At 49.7% G+C, this 15,245-nt stretch carries 12 protein-coding genes; 5 read left to right on the forward strand and 7 right to left on the reverse strand.

Annotation, left to right across the window (positions count from 1 at the left end):
* Window positions 1-84: 84 nt before the first annotated feature.
* The 5 genes from fusA (at window position 85) to C2M24_RS12615 (ending at window position 8,086) form a co-directional block, all read left to right on the forward strand.
* Window positions 85-2,172, forward strand: a complete 2,088-nt coding sequence (gene fusA / locus C2M24_RS12595) for an elongation factor G (protein ID WP_105200389.1) — start codon at window positions 85-87, stop codon at window positions 2,170-2,172.
* Between the two features lie 255 nt (window positions 2,173-2,427).
* Complete coding sequence (locus C2M24_RS12600; RefSeq protein WP_105215321.1) at window positions 2,428-4,017, forward strand: alkaline phosphatase; 1,590 nt, start codon at window positions 2,428-2,430, stop codon at window positions 4,015-4,017.
* Window positions 4,018-4,029: 12 nt separating this feature from the next.
* Window positions 4,030-5,817, forward strand: a complete 1,788-nt coding sequence (locus C2M24_RS12605) for an alkaline phosphatase (protein ID WP_105215323.1) — start codon at window positions 4,030-4,032, stop codon at window positions 5,815-5,817.
* A gap of 210 nt (window positions 5,818-6,027) precedes the next feature.
* Window positions 6,028-6,765 carry a hypothetical protein gene (locus tag C2M24_RS12610; protein ID WP_105215325.1) on the forward strand — a complete coding sequence of 246 codons (738 nt, stop codon included), beginning with the start codon at window positions 6,028-6,030 and terminating at the stop codon, window positions 6,763-6,765.
* A 703-nt stretch (window positions 6,766-7,468) separates the two neighbouring features.
* Complete coding sequence (locus tag C2M24_RS12615) at window positions 7,469-8,086, forward strand: hypothetical protein (protein ID WP_105215327.1); 618 nt, start codon at window positions 7,469-7,471, stop codon at window positions 8,084-8,086.
* A 171-nt stretch (window positions 8,087-8,257) separates the two neighbouring features.
* Here C2M24_RS12615 and C2M24_RS12620 read toward each other — a convergent pair whose 3' ends face one another.
* From C2M24_RS12620 to tatA, 7 genes are all read right to left on the reverse strand, one after another.
* On the reverse strand, window positions 8,258-10,894 hold the full coding sequence (locus C2M24_RS12620) for an ExeM/NucH family extracellular endonuclease (RefSeq protein ID WP_105215329.1): 2,637 nt from the start codon (window positions 10,892-10,894) through the stop codon (window positions 8,258-8,260).
* Window positions 10,895-11,308: 414 nt separating this feature from the next.
* A complete protein-coding gene (hemB, locus tag C2M24_RS12625) occupies window positions 11,309-12,319 on the reverse strand; it encodes a porphobilinogen synthase (RefSeq protein WP_105200363.1) in 1,011 nt (336 codons plus the stop codon).
* Between the two features lie 141 nt (window positions 12,320-12,460).
* Entirely contained in the window at window positions 12,461-13,231 is a 771-nt protein-coding gene (locus C2M24_RS12630) for a TatD family hydrolase (RefSeq protein ID WP_105215331.1), read from the reverse strand.
* A gap of 1 nt (window position 13,232) precedes the next feature.
* Window positions 13,233-13,805 (reverse strand): hypothetical protein, encoded by a 573-nt coding sequence (locus C2M24_RS12635; protein WP_105215333.1) that lies wholly within the window; start codon window positions 13,803-13,805, stop codon window positions 13,233-13,235.
* Window positions 13,802-14,554 (reverse strand): twin-arginine translocase subunit TatC, encoded by a 753-nt coding sequence (gene tatC, locus C2M24_RS12640; protein WP_105200360.1) that lies wholly within the window; start codon window positions 14,552-14,554, stop codon window positions 13,802-13,804. The genes C2M24_RS12635 and tatC overlap by 4 nt, the downstream gene beginning before the upstream one ends.
* On the reverse strand, window positions 14,547-14,942 hold the full coding sequence (tatB, locus tag C2M24_RS12645; RefSeq protein WP_105200359.1) for a Sec-independent protein translocase protein TatB: 396 nt from the start codon (window positions 14,940-14,942) through the stop codon (window positions 14,547-14,549). Before tatB ends, tatC begins: the two co-directional genes overlap by 8 nt.
* A 6-nt stretch (window positions 14,943-14,948) precedes the next feature.
* On the reverse strand, window positions 14,949-15,194 hold the full coding sequence (gene tatA / locus C2M24_RS12650; protein ID WP_105200358.1) for a Sec-independent protein translocase subunit TatA: 246 nt from the start codon (window positions 15,192-15,194) through the stop codon (window positions 14,949-14,951).
* Window positions 15,195-15,245 lie beyond the last annotated feature (51 nt).

Below are 15,245 nucleotides of genomic sequence, written 5' to 3' on the forward strand. Positions count from 1 at the left end.
TTTTAAGCGGTTTCTATGATGATGTTCGCCACGAGAGGTGATATACTCCCGCCGAATAATTTTTCGACCAATCAGAGTATAGAAATGGCAGATTTATCAAAATACAGAAATATTGGTATTTTCGCGCACGTTGATGCGGGTAAAACGACCTCTACAGAACGTATTCTTAAGCTTACCGGTAAGATCCACAAAATCGGTGACACGCACGATGGTTCTACTACCACTGACTTCATGGAACAGGAAGCTGAGCGTGGTATCACAATCCAGTCAGCTGCGACTACCTGTTTCTGGAAAGACCACCGTTTCAACATCATCGATACTCCTGGACACGTAGACTTTACTATCGAAGTATACCGTTCACTTAAAGTACTAGACGGTGGTATCGGTGTATTCTGTGGTTCTGGTGGTGTTGAGCCGCAATCAGAAACTAACTGGCGCTATGCGAACGAATCTGGCGTTGCTCGTCTGATCTTCGTTAACAAACTAGACCGTATGGGTGCTGACTTCTACCGCGTTGTTGACCAAGTAGAAAACGTACTAGCTGCAACTCCTCTTGTAATGACTCTTCCTATCGGTATCGAAGACGATTTCAGCGGTGTTGTTGACGTTCTTGAGAAGAAAGCATACATCTGGGATGACTCAGGCCTTCCAGAAAACTACGAAGTAACTGACGTTCCTGCAGACATGGTAGACAAAGTTGAAGAATACCATGAGATGCTAATCGAAACTGCAGTTGAGCAAGACGACGACCTAATGGAAGCCTACATGGAAGGTGAAATGCCTTCAATGGAACAGATCAAAGCTTGTATCCGTAAAGGTACACGTGATCTAGCCTTCTTCCCAACTTTCTGTGGTTCTGCGTACAAGAACAAGGGCATGCAGCCTATCCTTGACGCCGTTGTTGACTACCTACCGTCTCCAACTGAAGTTGATCCTCAGCCACTAACAGATCCTGATACAGGTGAAGCGACTGGTGAAGTAGCAACAGTTTCTGTTGACGAGCCGTTCCGCGCACTTGCGTTTAAGATCATGGACGACCGTTTCGGCGCCCTAACCTTTATCCGTATTTACTCAGGTAAGCTTAACAAGGGTGACACCATCCTTAACTCAGCTACTGGTAAAACTGAGCGTATCGGCCGTATGGTTGAGATGCACGCGGACGAGCGTACAGAGCTTTCTTCTGCACAAGCCGGTGACATCATCGCAGTTGTTGGTATGAAGAACGTGCAAACTGGTCACACTCTTTGTGATCCTAAGCACGAATGTACACTAGAGCCAATGATCTTCCCTGATCCAGTAATCTCAATCGCTGTTGCTCCTAAGGACAAAGGCGGTAACGAGAAGATGGGTGTTGCTATCGGTAAAATGGTTGCAGAAGATCCTTCTTTCCAAGTTGAAACTGACGAAGATTCAGGCGAAACCATCCTTAAAGGTATGGGTGAGCTTCACCTAGACATCAAGGTAGACATTCTTAAGCGTACTTACGGTGTAGACCTAATCGTTGGTCAGCCTCAGGTTGCTTACCGTGAAACTATCACTCAAGAAGTTGAAGATAGCTACACGCACAAGAAACAGTCTGGTGGTTCTGGTCAGTTCGGTAAGATCGACTACCGTATCAAGCCTGGTGAGCCTAACTCTGGCTTCACGTTCACTTCTTCAGTTGTTGGTGGTAACGTTCCTAAGGAATTCTGGCCAGCAGTTGAAAAAGGCTTTGCTTCAATGATGGATCAAGGTGTACTTGCAGGCTTCCCTGTGCTAGACGTTGAAGTTGAGCTATTCGACGGTGGCTTCCACGCAGTTGACTCATCAGCAATCGCGTTCGAAATCGCTGCTAAAGGCGCATTCCGTCAGTCTATCCCTAAAGCGGGCCCTCAGCTTCTTGAGCCAATCATGAAAGTTGACGTGTTCACTCCGGAAGACAACGTGGGTGACGTAATCGGTGACCTTAACCGTCGTCGTGGTATGATCAAAGACCAAGAAGCAGGCGCTATGGGCGTTCGCATCAAGGGTGAAGTACCACTATCTGAGATGTTCGGTTACATCGGCCACCTACGTACTATTACTTCAGGTCGTGGTCAGTTCTCTATGGAGTTCTCACACTACTCACCTTGTCCAAACAACGTAGCGGACGAAGTAATTGCAGCTGAAAAAGCGAAAAAAGCTGCTAAGTAATTAGCCGTCTTTTTTACAGAAAAACCCAAGTCCTAGACTTGGGTTTTTTTATGCCTAAAATCTCGCCAGCCGATGGCCTTACTGACTTCTCTCTGTCATATTCTCGTCATCTTAGGGTCAACAAACAGTTATTTTTTAGCAACATTCCTTCACTAGAGTATGGGCTGCAGCAAGGAAATCCCTTGCTTTGAAGCATCAGCGCGACAGAGGCGTATCTCTACCCTGCGCTATTTAACCAATACTCGGGAACCAATCATGAAAGTGACAAAGTTAGCCCTTGCTACATCAGTGGCTCTGGCCCTATCAAGCCAGGCTTTTGCATCTGTTTTGCCAGAAGCACAAGCCAATAGCCAGTGGTATCAAGCCGACCAAGACAAGCTGAACACTAAGCTACAGCAGGCCACTGCAGAGAAAAAAACTAAAGCTAAAAACGTGATCCTTTTTGTCGGTGACGGCATGGGCATTTCGACCCTGACCGCAGCACGTATTCTACAGGGCCAAGACAATAACAAGCTCGGCGAAGAAGGTTACCTTAGCTTCGAGCAATTCCCGTATTCGGCGCAAATGAAAACCTATAATGTCGATGCCCAGACTCCAGATTCGGCGGGTACCATGACAGCCATGGTTTCCGGTGTAAAAACCGATGCCGGTGTTATCGGTGTTGACGAAGATGTAGAGCGCGGTAACTGCGCATCGGTTGCTGGCAATGAGCTGGTAACGGCGCTGGAACTGGCCGAGATCCGTGGTTTAAGCACCGGGGTTGTCTCAACTGCGCGTATCACCCACGCAACGCCAGCGGCAACCTATGCCAAGTCGGCCGACCGTAACTGGGAAGATGTGTCAGACATGCCAGAAGAAGCGGTTGCCGCAGGTTGTCAGGATATCGCCGCACAGCTGGTTAACTTTGAAAAGAATTTAGAAGCACGCTACCTGGGCACAGATGTCGATGGTATCGAAGTCGTGATGGGCGGTGGTCGTCGCCACTTCTTGCCTAAAGACGAAGCTTTTAACAGTGACGATGCCCTTAGCACGGTTGAAGGCGACCGCACCGATGGTCTTGATTTAACGGCGCAATGGCAAGAGCAATACGAAAACGGTGTGTATGTTTGGGATCGTGCCGGTTTTGAAGCCCTTAGCGATAATGCCGAGCGTGTGTTTGCGCTGTTTAATGAATCGCATATGCAGTATGAGCAAGACCGCGAAAACGATATTGCCGGTGAGCCTTCGCTTTCTGAGATGACGGCTAAAGCCATAGATATCCTTGATAACAACGACAAGGGCTTCTTCCTGACCGTAGAATCGGGTCGTATCGACCACGCCCACCATGCCGGTAATGCTTACAACGCTCTGTATGACACCATTGAACTGGCCAAAGCGGTACAGCATGCGGTTGAAAATACCAACCCGGAAGAAACCCTTATCCTGGTTACTGCCGACCACAGCCATGTATTTACCATTGCCGGTTATCCGAAGCGTGGTAACCCTATCCTGGGTCAGGTTGTGGCCGTAGGCAGCGAGAAGCCAACTTTGGCCGCCGATGGTAAGCCTTACACTACCCTGGGTTACGCCAATGGTCTGGGCTTCCGTGACCTGGGCGTTGAAACCGATGCCGACGCCAGCTACAACGATGCGCCTATGGCGGGCCGCCAAGATATCACAGGTATGGACACATCGACTCCAGGCTTCCACCAAGAAGCAACTATTCCATTAAGCTCAGAAACTCATGCCGGTGAAGATATTTCTCTGCATGCCACGGGCCCAGGCGCACACTTGGCGCAGGGTGTTGTTGAGCAAAGCGTGGTTTTCCACATTATCGATTCGGCGCTTGAGTTAACCAAGCAATAAGGAATTAATAAAATGAAAAAGTTAAGTTTTCTTTCTCTAGCAGTGCTGGCTGCATTAGCTGGTTGCTCGGATGATGATGCGCCAAAGACCCTAAGCCTGGACAGCGCTATCCCGGTTGGTGACAGCCAGTGTATCAATGGCGGTGTTTTGACTCAGGTTGGTGCCGACGATAATGGTAACGGCCAGCTAGAGCAAGGCGAAGTAGATGGTAGTAAAACCGTTTGTAATGACGTTAAAACCTCACTGGATGCATCTGAGCTGGCAAGCTTAACCAGCAACCCTTGGTTTACTGATGCGCAGCAAAAGGTGGGTCAGGCTCAAGAGCGTAGCGAAGCGTTAGCAACGACTACGGGCAAGGCTAAAAACGTGATCCTGTTTGTTGGTGATGGCATGGGTGTTTCTACCGTGACTGCGGCGCGTATTCTTGCCGGTCAGCTAGAAAACAAGGCCGGTGAAGAACACCAGCTTAGTTTTGAAGCCATGCCTTACTCTGGTTTCGCAAAAACTTATAACGTCGATGCACAAACACCGGACTCAGCCGGTACCATGACCGCCATGGCCTCGGGCGTAAAAACCGATGCTGGCGTGATCGGTGTGGCCGAAGCGGTAGAGCGCGGCAGCTGTGCTTCTGTTTATGGTAACGAGCTGGTAACGGCATTAGAGCTGGCGGAAATTGCCGGTAAGTCTACCGGTATTATCTCAACGGCACGTATTACCCATGCCACTCCGGCGGCAACCTATGCTAAGTCGGCAGACCGTAACTGGGAAGATGTCTCTGATATGCCGGCCGCAGCTGTGGCTGAGGGCTGTCAGGATATCGCCATGCAGCTGGTTAACTTCGAGGAAAACCTGGAAAAACGTTTCGCAGTAGATGTGGACGGTATCGAGGTAGTTATGGGTGGCGGTCGTCGTCACTTCCTGCCTAAAGACCCTGCATTTAACAGTGCCGATGCGCTTAGCAGCACAGAGGGTGATCGTACCGATGGTATCGACCTTACGGCTAAATGGCAGCAAGCCTATCCAAGCGGCACTTATGTGATGGATCAGGCCGGCTTCGATAAGATTGACCCGGCGAGCACAGAGCGCGTATTTGGTTTGTTCAACGAATCACATATGCAGTACGAGCAAGACCGTGCCAATGACGTAGCCGGTGAGCCGTCGCTGGCCGAGATGACCACTAAGGCCATCGACGTACTTGATAATAACAATGAAGGCTTCTTCCTGACCGTGGAAGCGGGTCGTATCGACCATGCTCACCATGCCGGTAATGCTTATAACGCCTTGTATGATACCGTGGCCTTTGCCGATGCGGTACAAGCGGCTATCGACAATACCAACAGCGAAGAAACCCTGATTATCGTTACCGCTGACCACAGCCACGTATTTACCATTGCCGGTTATCCTAAGCGTGGTAACCCAATTCTGGGTAAGGTTGTCGGTGTAGGCAGCGATAAGCCAACTCTGGCTGCCGATAATATGCCTTACACTACCTTGGGTTACACCAATGGTAACGGCTTTAAAGACTTGGGCGCAGAAACCGATGCCGACGCCAGCTATAACGGCGAAATCGTTACCGGTCGTGTTGACCTTAGCGGTATCGATACTGCATCTCCAGGTTTCCACCAGGAAGCCCTGGTACCTATGAGCTCAGAAACGCACGCCGGTGAGGACGTGGGTGTTTATGCTCAAGGCCCTGGCGCGCACTTGGTAACAGGTACCAATGAGCAAAGTTACATCTTCCACGTGATGAACTATGCCGCTGACCTGGTAAGCAAAGCAGAAGCCAAGCTAGCTAAGTAATAAGCCATGGGCCGAGCCGATGCTCGGCCCTGCTTATACCAATTCACTTAAATAGCTAATCATTCTAGCGGGCTAAATATCGTGCTAACTGCGTTAGAATTTTTCTATGTAGAATAACTACATAAGAAAAACTCCGCCTTGTTATCACATCATTTATCCAGCGCTATATTTGCTCACATACCCAACAGAATTGGTATTGAAGGAATAAAAATGAAGTATTTTCCCCTCGCGGCACTGTGTTGTGCCCTTACGGGTGTTGCCAACGCAGCCCCAGCCGAACAATGTGATGCCAATGCCGACGTGCTTAAAGCCAGCTATCAGCAACAACAGGGCAAGCAGGACGGTAAAGACTTTAACCTGTGGCGTTTGCATCAGGAAGTTGCCCATCAGGCGATGGCTCAGGGCCTTGTTGAAAAATGGCAACGTTTAAGCGCAGGTCAGCTACGTCCAATACGCTATTTTGAGCAATACCAAAGAGGTATTGAGTACCAGCCCGGCGAGCTTAAAAGTCAGGGTCAAAAAATTGAGTGGGCCCAAAAATATCAGTTAGTAAGCAATGCCTTACTGGAGCAACCGCTGCGCTCTGAGGGGCAGGGCTGCGAACGTGAAGAATTCTATGAGCATGGCAATAAACAGCAAAAGCTGGCCATTACCTGGCTACCCGAGCTTAAGCTGGTAAAAAACATGACCCTAAGTCAGCAGGACGACCAAGGTCAGTGGCAGCAAGTAAACAGCTTAAAGCTGCAGGGTTATGAGCTTAACCCACAAGCGGTTGAGCGCCAGTTCGCACTTTGGGATAGTTACCAGAGCACCGACTATGCGGATGTTGGCGACAACGAGCAAGACCCTTTCCTGGCGAAAATGATTAATCAGGGTTTTATCGAGCATGGTGCCTCGGGCTTTTACAGCAGTGATGGTCAGGCGCTAAAGGGTGGTCATCACCATTAGTTTTTTTCGGGCCGCCGACAACGGCGGTCTTGTACTGCGCTGACTATCGCGGTCATGTAGGTCGGTGCTTTGCGCCGACAAAGGAAGTTACTGATAGATTTTGTCGCGTTGGGTGAGCGCGTTAAGAAAATAGTCCGGTGAACTATTTTTAGCAAGCGAACGCCTTGAGCTAGCGAAAGGCCGGGGACGGCAATCAAGCTTCATGATGAATTGCTAGTAATGCTTTTCAAATTAAATCTTGTCGCGTTGGCGACGACAACCAAAGGGCGGTTTACGCCAACCGCCCCTTGGAACCCCAAGGCGCCCGTGATTCGCTAATGCTTTCGAACTCAGGTTTTTGTTAAGCGTTCCGCTTAGCTTTCAACACGGTTTAACGAGTCGTCCTGACTCGGTAAACCTAACTCGATATCCCTATCTCGTTGTTTCAAGCACACTCCACAACAAAAGCCGATTTCTCCAGCGCGAATCAAAACGGGAAAGCGATACCTGTGGTAGTCGAGCTAGATTTAAGAATTATAAGACTATAAATGGAGGCTCGGTTTTAAACTGTGCACCTGTTATTGCCTGTAATCAAAATGACTGGTAACTTTTTGGTATTATTAAATAAAATTTTAGTTAGCGTGAAAAACCTGGGTTGTGGATAACTTCCTTAACCGGGAATTCGCACTAATACACTGTTATATTTTCTAGAGAGATGCTCTAAATGTTCGAGAAAGAAGTAAGGGAAAAGCTTGAGTGTATGCGTATTGACTCTGAAAGATACTATACCGACTTATTAAATAAGTTTGGCGAACAAGCTACAGTATTTAACGAAATTGTTAAACATTTCAATACAAGTAAAAAAGTTGGAGATCACTCTGAATTTAATAATTTCTGGCAAAGCAAATACCCAAACATAAGTACAGATACTGAGCTGTTTAATTTTTCTTATGAGCTTTATAACAATTTAAAAAGATTCTATGAAGGCGGAGTATTCGAGCTTTTTAAACGAAAGCAAGCTGAATGGGGCGCTCCAGAAATAACGATATTAGAGTCTGATGTTCCTCAACACAGCAACGACAAAGACGCTCTAAATGATATTCAAACGATATATAGGGGATTAGACCCATTAGAGCATGAGGGAAAAGATTATTATCAGTCTTGGACTACTTGTAAAGATAAAGCTACCGAGTTTGCCAAGACCACCTATAGTCATAAGCCAAGTGGAATTGTTGTTAAGTCGAGCATAAAAAGGAAAGACATTCTTTATTACGATAAAAACGACACAGAAAAAGAGGTTATTGTAAAAAAAGGTGTAATTAAATGTGCAATAAAAATATAACAAGTCAAAGCACTCGGACGCAGCAAAGCTACGCCGGTGTTTGAGGCGTTAATTCAAATCTAACAGCCATTGACCTGACAACAAACTATGGCACGAATTGCCATTAAACATTCCCAACAAAAAGGGCAGATACACTATCTGCCCTTTTTAGTAATAAGCGTTTTCGTTCGATTAGTACTTGGTGGCGCGGTAACGCAGGGTTACTTCACCGTAAGGCTGGTTGCCCTGAACACGTACCTTCCATTTGCCCGCTTTTGGGTTAGTGAACTGGCAAAGCTCTTCTGAGCCGCTGTTGCGCGAGGCGCAATCGGCGTGTTTATTCGTGCCGCGGCGTTGCCTGCTGACAAAGAGATCCGCTTCACCCCAGCCGCCTACCAGTTCGATATCCAGGTAATCGAAATCGCTGGGTAGCTCTATGGTGAAGTTTTTCGGTTGGAACGAGCCGCTGATGGCGGTGAATTCGCCGCTGAGTTCTTCGCTTGGCTTTGGCTCTGCCTTAATGGCGACAATCACAGGGTCGTGATCCGAAGCGCGATACGTATGGTCAGCGTACCAGCTGGCTTGTTGCTCTTGTGTTTTAAATTCCAGATTGTAATCCAGCACGCGCGGTTCATCGGCGTTGATATGCCAATCCGTTGCTGCGACCACCTTGGCCATCAGACTGGGTGATGCGAGGGCATGATCCAGACTACCCATGCGGCCTTGGAAGTTATAGGAGTAGCTCAGGTTATCACCGTCCAGAGTCGGTAGCACGTTAGCAAAACCGGCGTCAGCAAAGGCTTGCATCGGCTCTTCCATGGCGTAGGCATTAATATCACCTACCAGTATGATGTCCTCGTCTTCAACACCGGTCGGGTGATTAGCAAGCCAGCTGGCAAATTCATTGGCGCCGGCCACTCGGGTGGCGTTAAAGCAGGCCTGGCCGTCATTTTGATCTGCATCCAGACCTTGAGCGTTGCCACAGCCGCCTTTTGACTTAAGATGCGCAACGGCAACGGTCAGCACCTCATCGGTGGCAATATCTTTAAATGTTTGCGCTATGGCGGCGCGGTTGCCGTAGGCAAATGCACCCTGGTCGTTAATGGCGGCAAGGCCATTTTCCTCTACCTTGTCCTTGCGATAAATCAGCGCCGTGGTGATGGCATCGCTACCGACTTGGTCGACACCAAAATCGACAAAGGCATATTCGCCCTCGCTGCTGGCCGCATTCAGGGCGTTAACCAAAGAGCTCAGGGCACTGAAGTCACCAAAGCCATCGTTTTCGATTTCCATCAGGCCGATAATATCCGCGTTCATGGCGGTGATGGCGCTGACCAGTTTCTGCTCCTGGCGAATAAATTCTTCCAGGCTGTCGGCGCCGCGAGCGGTGGGGAAGCCACCTTGCTGACCATCACCATTGAAGTAATTTAAAACGTTAAAGCTGGCCACCTTGATATCGCCCTCGGCCAAAAGCTGAGGTGCTTGAGTACGTGGATTGGCGGCAACAAACTGAGGTGCCGTGCTTGGGTGCAGACGGTAACGATCAAAACCATATCCCAGTACCCCGGTCAGGCCGCTGACCGTGTCGCCCAGGCGCAGCGTGTTATAGGCATCAAGACCCGGCGCCGGGTAGGCTATGTGAGCTGGGTTTTGACGGGTTGAGCCATCATCAAGCAGTAATTGCTTTAACAGGTTATCGGCTTCTACCGCATTGGCGGCAGCGCCGGGCAGGGCAACCTGAGTGCCTTGATACAAACGCTCGCTTGCCAGGCCTACTTCGCCGTAGCGCGCCAGGTTGTAGTTATCGACCACATACATAGGCTGGGCAAGAGTCACCAACATGCCTTCATAGGCTTCCAGGTCGTTTACATCCGCTACCGGCAGGGTCAATGGTGCGGCACTCACTGCGGCTGTGCCACAATCGACCAGGGCGGTTACATCTTTAAGCTGGGTAGCGCCATAGTATTCGGCTACCGTGGCGATTAGGCGTACTCGCTCACCGACATTCACGTCATTATTTCTGTGATATACGAAGATACCTTCCGAAGTGCTTGGGTCGTTATCGCTTTGCAGTGAAGATAAGAAGAAGCCACTCAGCTCATTGCTGTTTTGGAAGTCGGCACTGACCACGGCCTCAACCACCACCTGCTCACCGGCCATGGGGCTGACCGCACCATTACCCTGAATGCTGTGGATGGCCGTGGCGGTATCGGCACAGGTGAGGCTGAAATCCGGCTCTGGTTCAGGCTCTGGCTCAACCGGGGGGTTAGTGCCCAGATACTGACCGAGATCGCTAAAGTTATCATTGCCGGCGCCGCTAAAATAAGCGCTTGGATCATAAGCTGAGGTGATATCCGTGCGTGCCGGTGTGCCATCGATGCGGCGCAGGGTATTGTTTTGCGTTGTACTTGTGCCAGCACCCCAGCTTGAGCCTGGGTCCATACCCACCTGACCCATGCTGTCGATAACCTCGCCTTGCTTGCTCAGTACTATGGCATCATCACCGTTAAACCAGCCGCTGCCATTGGTTAAAGCAGCGGTTGCAAGTATCTCTGCCGCCGCCAGACTATGAGCGGCAACATACACGCCTTGCGGCGCCAAGGTGCCCGTCAGCGGTAGGGTTAAGCCGGCGCTGCTGCTGCCGTTAAAATAAAAGGCTAACTGGTACTGGCTTAAATCGATTTCGCTGTCGGTCGGGTTGTAAAGCTCGATGGCCTTGTTATTGCTGCTGCCTTCAACGTATTCGGAGATAAAAATATCCGCTTGTGCCGAGAGCGACACAAAGGCGCTGGCAACCGCCAGTGCTATCGGTGTAAAGGTGTTTTTCATGGTATGAATCCCGTGTTTCTAGTTAGATTAACCCTTAAAGGGGTACATAGTTTACGGGGGAGAGGTTACACTTAGGTGTCAATAATTTAACCTAAATGTGATGATTTTAGGGTCTGTTGACCTTTGTTGTTTGTTTCTGCAGCAGTTTGTAGCGGATTTATACAAGGCGGCACATGTGTGGTGTAGTTATTCTACATGAACATGTAACAACACAGTAGAAATGCGCTACAAGCGCTGCCCTACGGGTTCATCTAAACGCATCCTGCTCTGTGTTACTCGCTATGAACATAGAATGACTATGCATCATAACGAGCGTCGTGATCAGAATGCGTTTAGATTGAACATAAAGTAAACCGCAAAGATAAACAGACCCTAATAAAAGGACGATAATCTAAGTTACCGTCCTCTAAGCAATTATTTCTCGTTAAGCCAAACAGCGGCTTGTTTGGCGAAGTAGGTAAGAATGCCGTCGGCACCAGCACGTTTAAAGGCCAGCAGGGATTCCATTATGGTGTCACGCTCGTTTAACCAGCCGTTGTTAATGGCGGCCATATGCATGGCGTATTCGCCGCTTACCTGATAGGCAAAGGTAGGTACCGCAAATTCGTCCTTTACGCGACGGACAATATCCAGATACGGCATGCCCGGCTTTACCATCACCATGTCGGCGCCTTCTTGCAGGTCCAAAGCCACTTCACGCAAGGCTTCGTCCGAGTTGGCCGGGTTCATCTGATAGGTTTTCTTATCCGCACCCTTAAGGTTACCCGCAGAGCCCACCGCATCGCGGAACGGGCCATAGTAGCTGGACGCATACTTGGCCGAGTAGGCCATGATTTGCGTATGGATAAAACCATGTTCTTCCAGGGCTTCACGAATGGCGGCGATACGACCGTCCATCATATCCGATGGGGCCACCACATCGGCACCAGCCTCGGCATGAGACAGCGCCTGCTTCACCAGGATTTCCGTGGTCACGTCGTTGATCACATAGCCGTTGTCATCAATGATGCCGTCCTGACCATGTACCGTGAAGGGATCTAATGCCACATCTGTGATAACGCCAAGCTCAGGTACCGCTTCTTTAAGGGCGCGCACCGTACGTTGGGCCAGACCTTCCGGGTTGTAGGCTTCTTCCGCGTGCAGCGACTTTTTATCGCCAGGCGTCACCGGGAACAAGGCAATGGCAGGCACACCAAGGGCTGCCAATTCTTTGGCTTCTTCAACCAGAAGATCGATAGACAGGCGCTCAACGCCCGGCATTGACTCTACCGCTTCGCGACGGTTTTTTCCTTCCAACACAAAAACGGGGTAGATCAGATCATTGACGCTAAGCTCATGCTCTTGGGTCAAACGGCGTGAAAAGTCGTTTTTGCGCAAACGGCGCATACGGGTGTAAGGAAATAAATCGAGTCCTGATTGAGGCATGGTGCTCTCCTGTACATTGAGTGTAAGCCGGCAAGGCGATGCCGCGCAGTATAGTTGGCCATTTTACCAGCTAATCCAAGGGGATGCTCTGGCAATGAGATAATTTGTTGATGTCGCGCATAGTTATCAGCGCGTTTGTTTTTAGCGGTCGAGGGCAAACAGGGTGTTGAAGTTGGCGATGCTGAGGGCGCTTATTTGTTCTTCCGGTACCCCATAATGTTCGCTTAGATGCGCAACTACATAGGGCAGATGAGCCGGTTCGCAGCGGCGTGATTTAGGCTTAGGGCGAATGGTGCGCGGCAATAAATAGGGGGCGTCGGTTTCCACAAGCAGCTTATCCATGGGAATAACATTGAGCGCATCGTTAAGCTCGCCGCTACGGCGCTCGTCGCATACCCAGCCGGTAATGCCCAGATACAGGCCCAGGTCTAAATAATTTTGTGCCTGCTGGCGGTTGCCGGTAAAGCAGTGCAATACCCCGTGGGGTTGATACTCACGCAGCATGGCAAGCATATCGTCATGGGCATCACGCTCGTGTAAATACACCGGCATATTGAGCTCGTTAGCAAGTGCTAACTGACTGGCAAATATTTTTCTTTGCTGGGGGCGGGGTGAAAAGTCACGGTTATAGTCAAGGCCGCATTCGCCTATGGCAATCACTTCCTTGGCCTGGGCCATGGCGCTGAGATTGGCGGCGAAATCGTCCGTGGCATCCTTGGCATTATGGGGGTGAATGCCGGCGCAACTATAAAGGTTAAATTGCTGCGCCAGAGCCAGCGCTTCTCGGCTGTCGGCTTCATCGCAGCCGATCACCATCATGGATTGAACGCCGGCCTCGCGAGCGCGGGCAACAACGGCATCAAAGTCATGGCGAAATTGACTGCTGCTGAGGTTAACGCCGGCGTCGATCATATTAGTCGGTGCGTTTTACGCGGATACTTTTATTGCTGCCTTGTTTTTTCAACAAGAAGGAATTGAACATGGCGCGACTGATCACTACGGTATCGTTTTTACTGATACGGAATGATTCAGTGCCAACCTGGCGCCAGCGCTGACCGTTGTCCAGGGTAATGATAAGCTCACCGTATGGCGCTTCTTTAATGCTGCTGACCTTGGCTACAAGTTCATCACCATTTTCTTCATTGCGCTGTTTGTGCTCTAAGCCAAAATCACCCTTGTCTTTTTTGCCCTTGTTGGCGGCGTTTGCATTGGCATTGGCATTGCCTGCAGCCGCGGCAGAAGCCTCTGCGCCTTTGCCTTGTGACTTACCAGCCTTGTTAGCAGGCACATTGGCTGGCACATTGGCAGGCATGCTGTCGATTGGCTTGCCGGCCATAATGTTGTCGTAACATAAAAGGCGACGAAAATCGTTTTCGATAAAGCTACACGCTTTTAAGGCCTGAATATTTACACCATCATCGGCCTGAGCCGTGGTGCTTAGGGTGGCTAGTAATGCTAGCGAGGCGGGCACGAGGTATTTTTTCATTGCTTTTCTTCCTGTGATTCTTCCGATGACGGTTTCGCGCTGTAAAATGCAGCCAAAATAAGGCCAAGCTCAAATAATAACAGCATGGGCAAGGCAAGCAAGGTTTGTGATAGCACATCCGGTGGCGTTAGAAACATCGCCAGTACAAAGGCACCGACCACTATATAAGGGCGCTTTTCTTTAAGGCTGGTGGTCGAGGTGACGCCGCTCCAGCATAACAACATGATGGCGACGGGAATTTCAAAGGCGATGCCAAAGGCCAAAAACAACTTAAGTACAAAGCCTAAGTAGCTGCTGATATCTGGCGTCAGGGTCATGACCTCGGGGCCAATGCCGGTGAAAAAGCTGAGGATAATCGGCAGCACGACAAAATAACAAAAGGCGATACCGCCGTAAAACAGCACTATGCTTGAGAGCAGCACGGGGATCAGCATACGCTTTTCATGGGCGTATAAGCCGGGCGCTATAAAGGACCAGATTTGGTGCAAAATAAAGGGAATGGCGGCAAAAAGCGCGACAAACAAGGTCAATTTAAAGGGCGTAAACAGGGGGGCCGTCACATCTGTGGCGATCATCTGGCTGTTTTCCGGCAGATTTTCTACCAAGGGGTTGGCGACGAAGGAGTAAATATCATTGGCGAAATAAGCCAGGCCAATAAAGATCACCAATACCGCAATCACAGAGCGCAACAAGGTGTTACGCAGTTCAAGTAAGTGCGAAATAAAGCCGGATTGCGCGGGTTCAGTCATGATTTTTCTTTGTGCTTTGCAGGTCGTTGCTGGTGTCTGTGGTAGGCTCGGACGTTATGCCCGCTTGCTCTTTATTCTGGACGCTTGTTGCCGTGCTATCCGTATTCTCATAGCTGCGTGTGACCGACTGTGCGGCGCGCTGTAATTGCGCCACCGATTCTTGCAGTTCCGGGGAAATATCGCTCATATTTTGCTGCTCGGCTTTTTTGAGGTTCTGATGTAGCTCATGCACGCGCAGCTCTTCACTGACTTCGGCGGAAATATGATTAGCCATGGTTTTGATTTTGCGTATCCAGGTGCTGACGGTACGTATGGCCACCGGCAAACGCTCGGGGCCCAATACGATCAGGCCAACTATGGCCACAACCAGCAATTCCCACATGCCCATCGGCGCTTATACCTTGTCTTTATCTTGCGCAGCGGTTTTATCGGCGGCCGGGTTGGTCGCGTTATCTTGCTCGCTGATCTTTTCTTGAGTGGTCGTTTCGGTTTTATCTTCGTCTTTTACGGCCTTCTTAAAGCCTTTCACCGCACTGCCTAGATCGCTGCCGATGTTACGTAGTTTTTTGGTGCCGAATAGCAATACAATGATCGCTAAAACGATAAGTAGCTGTACCCAGCCGACGTTACCAATGCCCATATTATGTACTCCAATATGCGGATAATTGTTCGACGAGTATACCTTGTACTA

Origin of the sequence: Pseudoalteromonas sp. T1lg22 (genome assembly GCF_002964645.1) — a bacterium.
Taxonomy (GTDB): Bacteria; Pseudomonadota; Gammaproteobacteria; order Enterobacterales; family Alteromonadaceae; genus Pseudoalteromonas.

Bases quoted from the DNA above. Each gene is read 5' to 3' on its own strand.
- fusA (WP_105200389.1), top strand. From the start codon at position 85: ATGGCAGATTTATCAAAATACAGAAATATTGGTATTTTCGCGCACGTT.
- C2M24_RS12600 (WP_105215321.1), top strand. From the start codon at position 2,428: ATGAAAGTGACAAAGTTAGCCCTTGCTACATCAGTGGCTCTGGCCCTA.
- C2M24_RS12605 (WP_105215323.1), top strand. From the start codon at position 4,030: ATGAAAAAGTTAAGTTTTCTTTCTCTAGCAGTGCTGGCTGCATTAGCT.
- C2M24_RS12610 (WP_105215325.1), top strand. From the start codon at position 6,028: ATGAAGTATTTTCCCCTCGCGGCACTGTGTTGTGCCCTTACGGGTGTT.
- C2M24_RS12615 (WP_105215327.1), top strand. From the start codon at position 7,469: ATGTTCGAGAAAGAAGTAAGGGAAAAGCTTGAGTGTATGCGTATTGAC.
- C2M24_RS12620 (WP_105215329.1), bottom strand. From the start codon at position 10,894: ATGAAAAACACCTTTACACCGATAGCACTGGCGGTTGCCAGCGCCTTT.
- hemB (WP_105200363.1), bottom strand. From the start codon at position 12,319: ATGCCTCAATCAGGACTCGATTTATTTCCTTACACCCGTATGCGCCGT.
- C2M24_RS12630 (WP_105215331.1), bottom strand. From the start codon at position 13,231: ATGATCGACGCCGGCGTTAACCTCAGCAGCAGTCAATTTCGCCATGAC.
- C2M24_RS12635 (WP_105215333.1), bottom strand. From the start codon at position 13,805: ATGAAAAAATACCTCGTGCCCGCCTCGCTAGCATTACTAGCCACCCTA.
- tatC (WP_105200360.1), bottom strand. From the start codon at position 14,554: ATGACTGAACCCGCGCAATCCGGCTTTATTTCGCACTTACTTGAACTG.
- tatB (WP_105200359.1), bottom strand. From the start codon at position 14,942: ATGGGCATGTGGGAATTGCTGGTTGTGGCCATAGTTGGCCTGATCGTA.
- tatA (WP_105200358.1), bottom strand. From the start codon at position 15,194: ATGGGCATTGGTAACGTCGGCTGGGTACAGCTACTTATCGTTTTAGCG.